Origin of the sequence: Phenylobacterium sp., from assembly GCF_035475775.1 — a bacterium.
Taxonomy (GTDB): Bacteria; Pseudomonadota; Alphaproteobacteria; order Caulobacterales; family Caulobacteraceae; genus Phenylobacterium.
In genome coordinates this window covers 1-8,999 of record NZ_DATIMC010000055.1, presented here as the reverse complement: position 1 = coordinate 8,999, position 8,999 = coordinate 1, and the positions used below count along the sequence as shown (strand labels likewise).

The following is an 8,999-nucleotide window of genomic DNA, read 5'->3' as shown; positions in this document are numbered from 1 at the left end:
CCGATCACGAAGGCCACGTCGGCGGTGGCGAACTCGGAGTTGATGTCCTCCAGCTCGAACACCTCGTCGTAGGGCACGTTGGCCTCGGCGAGCAGCACGTTCATGTGCCCGGGCATCCGGCCGGCCACGGGGTGGATGGCGTACTTCACCTCCACGCCCTCCTTCTTCAGCAGGTCGGCCATCTCGCGCAGCGCGTGCTGAGCCTGGGCCACCGCCATGCCGTAGCCGGGGACGATGATCACCTTCGAGGCGTTCTTCATGATGAAGGCCGCGTCGTCCGCCGAGCCCTGCTTCACCGGCCGCGTCTCGATCCGCCCGCCGCCTGCCGCCGCCGCGTCCTCGCCCCCGAAGCCGCCCAGGATCACCGAGACGAAAGAGCGGTTCATCCCCTTGCACATGATGTAGCTGAGGATGGCGCCTGAGGAGCCCACCAGCGCCCCGGTGATCACCAGGGTGATGTTCTCCAGCGTGAAGCCCAGCGCCGCGGCCGCCCAGCCGGAGTAGGAGTTCAGCATCGAGACGACGACCGGCATGTCGGCCCCGCCGATCGGGATGATCAGGGTGACGCCGATCAGCAGCGACAGGCCGAAGATCCCCCAGAACGCCCAGATCGCCGCCCCGCCGCTCATCACCAGGATGACGATCAGGACGATGATGCCGGCGCCGATGGCGAGGTTGAGGAGGTGCCGGGCGGGCAGCAGGATCGGGGCCCCGCTCATGTTGCCGTTGAGCTTGGCGAAGGCGATCACCGAGCCGGTGAAGGTCACCGCCCCGATCGCCAGCCCGACGGAGAGCTCGATCAGCGACTTCAGCTGCACCGCGCCGCCGGGCAGGGCGATGTGGAAGGCGTCGGGCGTATAGATCGCCGCCACCGCCACCAGGCAGGCGGCCAGGCCGACCAGGGAGTGGAAGGCCGCGACCAGCTGCGGCATGGAGGTCATCGCCACGCGCCGGGCGATGATCGCCCCCACCGTGCCGCCGATGGCCACGCCGACCGCGATCAGCACCAGGCTGAGGGCGTCCAGCGCGTTCTGCCCCCACAGGATCACCAGCGTCGTGCCGATGGCGATCGCCATGCCGATCATGCCGTTGCGGTTACCCGCGCGGCTCGTCTCCGGGTTGGAGAGCCCGCGCAGCGCCAGGATGAACAGGACGCCGGAGACGAGGTAGAGGACGGCCGCGAGGTTGGTCGTAAGCGCGGGGCTCACTGGGGCGCCTCCGCCTTCGGCCGTTCCTTCTTGCGGTACATGGCCAGCATCCGCCGCACGACCAGGAAGCCGCCGAAGATGTTGACCGAGGCCAAGCCGGTCGCGAGCGCGCCCGCGCCCTTGGAGATGATGATCGAGCGGGTCAGCTGGCCCGTCGCCGGGTGGGCCGCCGCGGCCAGCAGCGCGCCCACGATGATTACCGAGGAGATGGCGTTGGTCACCGCCATCAGGGGCGTGTGCAGGGCCGGCGTGACGCTCCAGACCACGTAGTAGCCGACAAAGATCGCCAGCACGAAGATCGCCAGGCGGAAGACGGTGGGATCGACGTCCATCATTGAGGCTCCACCTCACCCCGGATGGCCGAGAGGCCGATCCGGGACCCAGGGCCGCCGCACTGCGGAGCCGCCTGGGTCCCGGCTCTCCGCTTCGCCGCGGCCGGGATGACGAATATTGATGCGGTCCCCACCCCGCTCACCCCTTCAGCGCCGGATGCGCCACCGCGCCGCCCTTCGTGACCAGCGCGGCCTTCAGGATCTCGTCGTCGAAGTCGGGCGCGAGCTTGCCGTCCTTGTCGACGAGCAAGCCCGCGAAGGCGGCGAGGTTGCGGCCGTAGAGCGCGGAGGCGTCGTAGGCGATGCGGGCGGGCAGGTTGGCGTAGCCCACGATCTTGACGCCCTGGGCCTCGACGATCTGGTCGGGCCTTGAGCCGGCGACGTTGCCGCCCTGCTCGACGGCGATATCGACGATCACCGAGCCCGGCTTCATCGAGGCGACCTGCTGGGCCGAGAGCAGCTTGGGCGCCGGACGGCCGGGAATCAGCGCCGTGGTGACCACGATGTCCTGCTTCTTGAGGTGGTCGGAGACCAGGGCCGCCTGCTTGGCCTGGTACTCCTGGCTCATCTCCTTGGCGTAGCCGGCCGCGGTCTCGGCCTGCTTGAACTCCTCGTCCTCCACGGCCACGAACTTGGCGCCCAGGCTCTCCACCTGCTCCTTGGCGGCGGGGCGCACGTCGGTGGCGGTGACCACCGCGCCCAGGCGGCGCGCGGTGGCGATGGCCTGCAGGCCGGCGACGCCGGCGCCCATCACGAACACCTTGGCCGGGGGCACGGTGCCGGCCGCCGTCATCATCATCGGGAAGGCCTTGCCGTAGGCCTCGGCCGCCTCGATCACCGCGCGGTAGCCGGCGAGGTTCGCCTGGCTGGAGAGCGCATCCATGGCCTGGGCGCGGGTGATTCGCGGCACGAACTCCATGGCGAACGCCGTCGCGCCCTTTTTCGCCAGCGCTTCGAGGCTCTTCCTGTCCTGATGCGGATCGAGCAGCGCCACGACGATCGCGCCCGTCTTCAGGGCCGCGATCTCGGCGGCCTCCGGCGCGCGCACGTGGAAGACGATGTCGGCCTTGGCGAGCGCGTCCCTGGCGGTCTTGGCGAGGCTCGCGCCGGCCGCCTTGTAGTCGGCGTCAGGGTAGGAGGCGGCGGCGCCCGCGCCGGCCTCCACGATCACCGAAAATCCCGCTGCGATCAGCCTCTTCACCGTCTCGGGGACCGCGGCCACGCGGCTCTCGCCGGGCCGGCGCTCCCTGGTGACGGCGATGACGGGCACGGTACGCGAATCCCCCGGAGGCACGCTCGAACGCGGGCGGACCATAGGGGGGCGACTCAGGGTCTGGCAAGCAACCCGATGCTCCCCTTGCAGGGCAGGATCTTGCGGCCGTCAGTGCGCCGCTTCGGCTTCCGACCTGGAGCGCAGCAGGGAGACGCCCAGCGCGACCACCACCACCGCCGTGATCGCGGCGCCGCCGAAGCCGGCCCCGGTGCAGAACCACAGAGTCAGGAACAGGATCAGCGTGCCGACGAACAGCGAACCCCACTTGGTCATGGCGTTGAACATCGCGAAGGTCGCCGCCTGCTCGGCGATATCCATCGCGTCACGATGCTGATTCTGTTCGGAAGCCGCTCCGGCCATGGGGTTCACTCTTTCTGCTGCACTGCAATAAAACGGGAGGCAACCGGCCCTTACACGAGGTCGCCCGCGCGCTCAAGGGGCGCCGCTCAGTGCGGCCATGCGGCCAAAAGCGCCCGGATCGCCGCCACCAGCGCCAGCGGCTGATCGATCATGATGTGGTGGTGCGAATTGGGGATCTCGACCTCGACCATGCCCGGCGGGAAGGGCGAAGGCTGGCCCGACCTCTTGCGCTCCATCACCCGCGACATGTCGCCGTGGATGTGGGCCATCGGCGTGGCGGTCTTCGGCCCCTCGGCGCCCGGAGGGCTCATGGCGCTGCGGTCGAGCTTGGCCCACATGTGCGGGTCGAACCGCCAGGTCCAGCCCTCGCCCGAGCCGTCCGGCATCGGGGCCCGCTTCAGCGAGCGGCGGGCGATGTAGTCGGCGATGAACAGGTTGCCGGCCGGCTGCGGCGGCATCAGGCGGAAGCGGGCGAGCGCGGCCTCGATCGTCGGATAGACCCGCCCGCCACGGTCCGGCGTCGGGATATTGGCGACCCGCTGGGCCTCCTTCTGCCGCCGCGCGATCTCCTCGGGCGGCGGACCGCCGAAGCCGGTGTCGACCAGGATCGCGGCCTGCATCCGCTCGGGAAACTTGACCGCCGCGTGGAACACCTGGCCGCCGCCGAACGAATGGCCGATGTAGATGGGCTTCTGGCCGCCATCGTAGAGGCCGGTGGCGCGGGCGACGTTCTCGGCGTCATCGGCGAAGTCGGCGAACGAGTAGCGCTCGCGCCAGTCGGAGGCGCCCATGCCGGCCAGCGACATCGAGGCGACGCGATAGTCCTCCATGAAGAACGGCGCGATGAAGCTCCACCAGTCGGCGTGCGCCGAATTGCCGTGCACGAACAGCAGGCCGGGCTTGCCGACCTCGCCCCAGGTCAGCACCTCGAGCTGGCTGCCCAGGCTTTCCACGAACCGCCGCTCCGGCTCGCGGGCGATGGCGTCCTTGAACCACTGCGGCGCCGGGGGCTCGGCGCCGTTGAAAGGGGCGAGCGGCGCCTGCACCTCGGGCGGCAGCTCGCCGGGCTCGGCGTGGATCGGCCGGTCGTCGTAGGTCTCGCGCTCGGCCCGGGCCTTCGCCTCAACTGATACTCGGTCGTCGGCCATCTAAGCTGGTCCTCGCACGCATTCGCCCGTCGTTCGGGGCACGTGACTAACAACCGTTTGAAAAATGGCAAGGCATAAGGCGACCGATGCGGCTATGCCTCGGGCGAGACGCGGAGGAGGACGGATATGCGGGCGAACCGGCTGAAGCAGATCTGGGGCGAGGGCCGCGGTGCGCTGAACGGCTGGTGCTCGATCGGCGACGCCTTCACGGCCGAGATCATGGCCCGCCAGGGCTGGGACGCCGTCACCATCGACACCCAGCACGGGCTGATCGGCTATGCCGAGATGATGGCCATGCTGCAGGCCATCGGGAACACCGAGGCCGTGCCGATCGTCCGCGTCGCCTGGAACGTGCCCGGCGAGATCATGAAGGCGCTGGACGCCGGGGCGTATGGGATCATCTGCCCGATGATCAACGACCGCGCCGAGGCCGAAGCCTTCGTCGGCGCCTGCCGCTATCCGCCGGCCGGCTATCGCAGTTTCGGGCCGGCGCGGGCCTCGCTCTATGGGGGCGTCGATTACGCCGAGCACGCCAACGCCGAGATGCTGGCCTTCGCCATGATCGAGACGGCCCGCGGGCTGGCCAATGTCGAGGAGATCGCCCAGACGCCGGGGCTCTCGGGCATCTACATCGGCCCGGCGGACCTGTCGCTCGCGCTGGGCGGGCTGCCGACGCAGGACAGCGACGACCCGATGCGGCTGGAGGCGTTCGACAGAATCCTGGCCGCCTGCCGCAAGGCGGGGATCAGGGCCGGCGTGCACACCAACAGCGCCGCCTATTCCCAGACCATGCTGGCGCGCGGCTTCGACCTGGTCACGGTGGGCTCGGACATGGGCTACCTGTCCGGCGGCCGGCGCGACCTCGCCGCCATGCGCGAGTGGCAGCAGGCCCGATAAACTCTTCTCCCGCGAGGGGAGAAGAAGCCCTCACACGCTGGCCAGCAGCAGCGAGGTTTCCGTCGAGGCGATGCCGTCGATGGTGCGGATCTGATCGAGCGTCCGGCTGAACTCGGCGAGGCTTCCGGTGTCGAGCTCGGCGACGAGGTCCCAGCGGCCGTTGGTGGTGTGGACCGCGGTCACCTCGGGAAGCCCCTGCAGCGCCCGGATCACCGCGCGCGAACGCTCGCCCTCGATGGCGATGGTCATGATCGCGCGGATGCGGTGGGCGTCCATGTCGGGCCGGGTGCGGACCGTGAAACCCTGGATGACGCCCTCGGCCTGCATCCGCGCGATGCGGTTCTGGACCGTGCCGCGCGAGACCTTCAGCGCCTTGGCGAGCGAGGCGGCCGACTCACGGGCGTTGGCGCGCAGGCAGGCGAGGAGCTTGCGGTCGAGGTCGTCCATCCAAACGCCAATCGATCATGACATAACGGCAGTCTATCTAGCACAAATTGGCACGTTGACTCCTTTTCGCTAGCGCCGCGCAGGGCGATTCTCAGAGCCGGGCCGTCGATTTGAAGGAGCCCGCCATGTCCGATCGGCCGCTGTTCCTGATGACCGATCCCTCGGCTTTCGAGGTCAGTTACCGGATCAATCCGTGGATGCGGCCCGACGCCTGGAAGGCGAACGCCGCCGAGCGCCTGGCCGAAGCCGGGTCCGCTTTCGCCGCCCTGCGCCGGGCGCTCACCGAGCTCGGAAGCCAGGTGGAGACCATCGGCGCGGTCCGCGGCCTGCCGGACCTGGTGTTCCCGGCCAATGCGGCGGTGGTGCTGGACGGCCGGGCGCTGATGGCCCGCTTCCGCCACCCGGAACGCCAGGGCGAGGAGGCGGTCTTCCGCGACGCCTTCCGCCGCCTGCAAGGGCGCGGCGTCCTGCGCGAGGTCGTCGACCTGCCCGAGGGCGCCCTCCAGGAGGGCGCTGGCGACGCGATCTGGGACGCTCGGCGGCGCCTCTTCTGGGCGGGCTACGGACCGCGCTCGGCGAAGAGCTCGCTTGCGGCCATCGAACAGACATTCGGCGAGACGGTCGTCGGCCTCGAGCTGGCGTCCGACCGCTACTACCACCTCGATACCTGCTTCTGCCCGCTTGCAGGCGGCGAGGTGCTCTACTATCCGGCCGCCTTCACGCCCGCCGCGCTCGCCGCGATCCGCGCGCGCGTGCCGGAGGCCTCCCGCATCGAAGCCACCGACGAGGCGGCGGAGGCCTTCTGCGTCAACGCCGTGAACCTCGGCGACAGCATCGTCATGGCCCGCGCGCCGGCGAGCCTGAAGGCGCGGCTCTCCGCCCGCGGCTACCGGGTGACCGAGGTGGACCTCGCGCCCTTCATCCTATCGGGGGGCGGCGCCTACTGCATGACCCTGCGTCTCGACCGGGAAAGCCGGCCGGCGGGGACCATCCTCGCCGCAGAGTGATCCACAAGGGAAACGAGCAATGAACGACCTCACCCTCGAACGCTCGCTCGCCGCCGGCTACATCGCCGTTGAAGCCGCGTACGGCGCGAAGAACTACAAGCCCCTCGACGTGGTGCTGACCCGCGGCCAGGGCGTCTACGTCTGGGATGTCGAGGGCCGCCGCTACCTCGACTGCCTGTCGGCCTATTCGGCGGTCAACCAGGGCCACTGCCATCCGAAGATCCTGGCCGCCATGGTGGAGCAGGCGGGGCGGCTGACGCTCACCTCCCGGGCCTTCCGCAACGACCAGCTCGCGCCCTTCTACGAAGAGCTCTGCGCCCTCACCAGGAGCCACAAGGTGCTGCCGATGAACTCCGGCGCGGAGGCGGTCGAGACCGCGCTCAAGGTGGCCCGCAAGTGGGGCTACCGGGTCAAGGGCGTGCCGGACGGCCAGGCCGAGATCATCGTCTGCGACGGCAATTTCCATGGCCGGACGGTGGCGATCGTGGGCTTCTCCACCGACGCCGCCTCGCGCGACGGCTTCGGCCCCTTCGCGCCGGGCTTCAAGGTGGTCCCGTTCGGTGACGCCGACGCCCTGGAGGCGGCGATCACGCCCAACACCGTGGCCTTCCTGGTCGAGCCGATCCAGGGCGAGGCGGGGGTGATCATCCCGCCGGCCGGCTATCTCAGGCGCGCCCGCGAGCTCTGCACGCAGCACGGCGTGATCCTGATCCTCGACGAGATCCAGACCGGGCTCGGCCGCACCGGCAGGCTGCTCGCCGAGGAGCACGAGGGGATCGAGGCCGACCTCACCCTGATCGGCAAGGCGCTGTCGGGCGGCTTCTACCCGGTCTCGGCGGTGCTCTCGAACTCCGAGGTGATGAGCGTGCTGCATCCGGGCGAGCACGGCTCGACGTTCGGCGGCAACCCCCTGGCCTGCGCGGTCGCGCGCGCCGCCCTGAAGGTCCTCACCGAAGAGGGGATGGTCGAGAACGCGGCCCGGGTCGGCGCGCGCCTGCAGGCTTCGCTCGAGGCGATCGCCTCGCCGCGGGTGAAGGAGGTGCGCGGCCGCGGCCTGATGATCGCCGTCGAGCTGCACCCCGACGCCGGCGGCGCACGGCAGGTCTGCGAGGCGCTGCAGGACCGCGGGCTGCTCGCCAAGGAGACCCACGAGCATACCATCCGCATCGCCCCGCCGCTGATCCTCACCGAGGCCCAGGCCGACTGGATCGCCGAGCAGTTCACGGCCGTGCTGTAGCGTTCCTCCCGCTCAGGGGAGCGACTCCTTATCGCGCTCCGACCGGCGTCGCCGGCTTCGCCCCGGCCACCGGCAGCGGCTCGCCCTTGGCCTGGCTGATCAGGAAGGCGCGGACGTCCTCCACGTCCTTGGGCGTGAGGAACTTGGCGAAGCTCACCATGCCGTTGTGGGCGCGCACGCCCTGCAGCACCACCGAATTGAAGTTGTCCGGCGTGGTGATCATCACCGAGCGCTTGAGGTCCGGGAGCCAGGAGCCGGTGGCGTTCGCGCCATGGCAGAACTGGCAGTTGTTGTTGAAGTCCGCGTAGCCCTTGGCTTTGTCGCCGGTGCTGGTGACGCCCTTCAGGTCGAGCGGCGGCGCCTCGGCGATCTTGAACGGCGGCGCCTTGGCGGTCCCGCCGAGCTTGAAGACCATCAGCCGGCCGGGCAGCCGCGGCCGCTGCGGCATCAGCGCCGAATAGGAGATCTGGCCGCCGCCGCCGGCCCCCACCATCAGCGCGATGTACTGCTCGCCGTTCAGCTCGTAGGTCATCGGCGGGGCGATCACCCCGTTGCCGGTCTCATAGGACCAGAGCTGCTTCCCGTTGGTCGCGTCGTAGGCGTAGAACTTGCCCTCGGCGGCGCCCTGGAACACGAGGTTGCCGGCTGTCGACAGCACGCCGGCGTTCCAGAAGTAGGGGTGCGGGATCGCCCAGGCGGCCTTCTGCTTGATCGGGTCCCAGGCGATCAGGAAGCCCTTGTAGCTGTCGGCCACGGCCTTCGCCTGCTCCGGCGTCATCGGCCCCGCGCCGGCCAGCAGGTTGACGCCCAGGTTCCAGCCGCCCGCCTTGTAGCTGAAGTCCTTCACGCCCTGGTACGGGAACGGATCGGACTGCGCGGGGATGTAAACCAGCCCGGTCTTGGGGCTGTAGGACATCGGGTGCCAGTTGTGGCCGCCGAGCGCGCCCGGCTGCTGCAGGTCGAGATTCTGCTTGTAGCGGGCCTGCGGCGTCTCGAGCGGGCGCCCGGTCTTCAGGTCGATGCCCGTCGCCCAGGTGACCGGCACGTAGTTCTTGGCCGAGATCAGCTTCCCGTTGGTGCGGTCGAGCAC

10 protein-coding genes and 1 pseudogene are annotated in these 8,999 nt (G+C 69.8%); 3 read left to right on the top strand and 8 right to left on the bottom strand.

The annotated features are described in order from the left end of the window. The 6 genes and pseudogenes from VLI41_RS06765 to VLI41_RS06745 all read right to left on the bottom strand — a co-directional run. Nucleotides 1-1,208: NAD(P)(+) transhydrogenase (Re/Si-specific) subunit beta (locus tag VLI41_RS06765; RefSeq protein WP_325267304.1), on the bottom strand; the 1,208-nt coding region annotated here is incomplete at its 3' end. Then, nucleotides 1,205-1,543, bottom strand: a complete 339-nt coding sequence (locus VLI41_RS06760; RefSeq protein ID WP_325267303.1) for an NAD(P) transhydrogenase subunit alpha — start codon at nucleotides 1,541-1,543, stop codon at nucleotides 1,205-1,207. The genes VLI41_RS06760 and VLI41_RS06765, both read right to left, overlap by 4 nt. Nucleotides 1,544-1,568: 25 nt before the next feature. After that, nucleotides 1,569-1,651, bottom strand: a pseudogene (locus VLI41_RS16825) (hypothetical protein); the annotation flags it as partial. 28 nt (nucleotides 1,652-1,679) lie between these two features. Then, nucleotides 1,680-2,810, bottom strand: coding sequence for a Re/Si-specific NAD(P)(+) transhydrogenase subunit alpha (locus tag VLI41_RS06755; RefSeq protein ID WP_325267302.1), 1,131 nt, complete (start codon nucleotides 2,808-2,810; stop codon nucleotides 1,680-1,682). Nucleotides 2,811-2,921: 111 nt separating this feature from the next. Further along, complete coding sequence (locus tag VLI41_RS06750; protein ID WP_325267301.1) at nucleotides 2,922-3,131, bottom strand: aa3-type cytochrome c oxidase subunit IV; 210 nt, start codon at nucleotides 3,129-3,131, stop codon at nucleotides 2,922-2,924. 128 nt (nucleotides 3,132-3,259) lie between these two features. Then, nucleotides 3,260-4,321: an alpha/beta hydrolase gene (locus tag VLI41_RS06745; RefSeq protein ID WP_325267300.1), complete on the bottom strand. Its 1,062-nt coding sequence runs from the start codon at nucleotides 4,319-4,321 to the stop codon at nucleotides 3,260-3,262. A gap of 126 nt (nucleotides 4,322-4,447) precedes the next feature. On the opposite strand from VLI41_RS06745, the gene VLI41_RS06740 reads away from it, so the two are divergent. Beyond that, nucleotides 4,448-5,218 carry an HpcH/HpaI aldolase family protein gene (locus tag VLI41_RS06740; RefSeq protein ID WP_325267299.1) on the top strand — a complete coding sequence of 257 codons (771 nt, stop codon included), beginning with the start codon at nucleotides 4,448-4,450 and terminating at the stop codon, nucleotides 5,216-5,218. 30 nt (nucleotides 5,219-5,248) lie between these two features. Here the strand turns inward: VLI41_RS06740 and VLI41_RS06735 are convergent, their stop codons facing one another. Beyond that, a complete protein-coding gene (locus VLI41_RS06735) occupies nucleotides 5,249-5,665 on the bottom strand; it encodes an Lrp/AsnC family transcriptional regulator (protein ID WP_325267298.1) in 417 nt (138 codons plus the stop codon). A gap of 125 nt (nucleotides 5,666-5,790) precedes the next feature. Between VLI41_RS06735 and VLI41_RS06730 the strand changes: the two genes are divergently transcribed. Together VLI41_RS06730 and rocD are read left to right on the top strand one after the other, a co-directional pair. Next, entirely contained in the window at nucleotides 5,791-6,672 is an 882-nt protein-coding gene (locus VLI41_RS06730) for a dimethylarginine dimethylaminohydrolase family protein (RefSeq protein WP_325267297.1), read from the top strand. Between the two features lie 19 nt (nucleotides 6,673-6,691). Continuing rightward, the gene (rocD, locus tag VLI41_RS06725; RefSeq protein WP_325267296.1) at nucleotides 6,692-7,909 is read left to right on the top strand and encodes an ornithine--oxo-acid transaminase; all 1,218 of its coding nucleotides are present in this window, start codon (nucleotides 6,692-6,694) and stop codon (nucleotides 7,907-7,909) included. A gap of 28 nt (nucleotides 7,910-7,937) precedes the next feature. Here rocD and VLI41_RS06720 read toward each other — a convergent pair. After that, nucleotides 7,938-8,999: c-type cytochrome (locus tag VLI41_RS06720; protein ID WP_325267295.1), on the bottom strand; the 1,062-nt coding region annotated here is incomplete at its 5' end.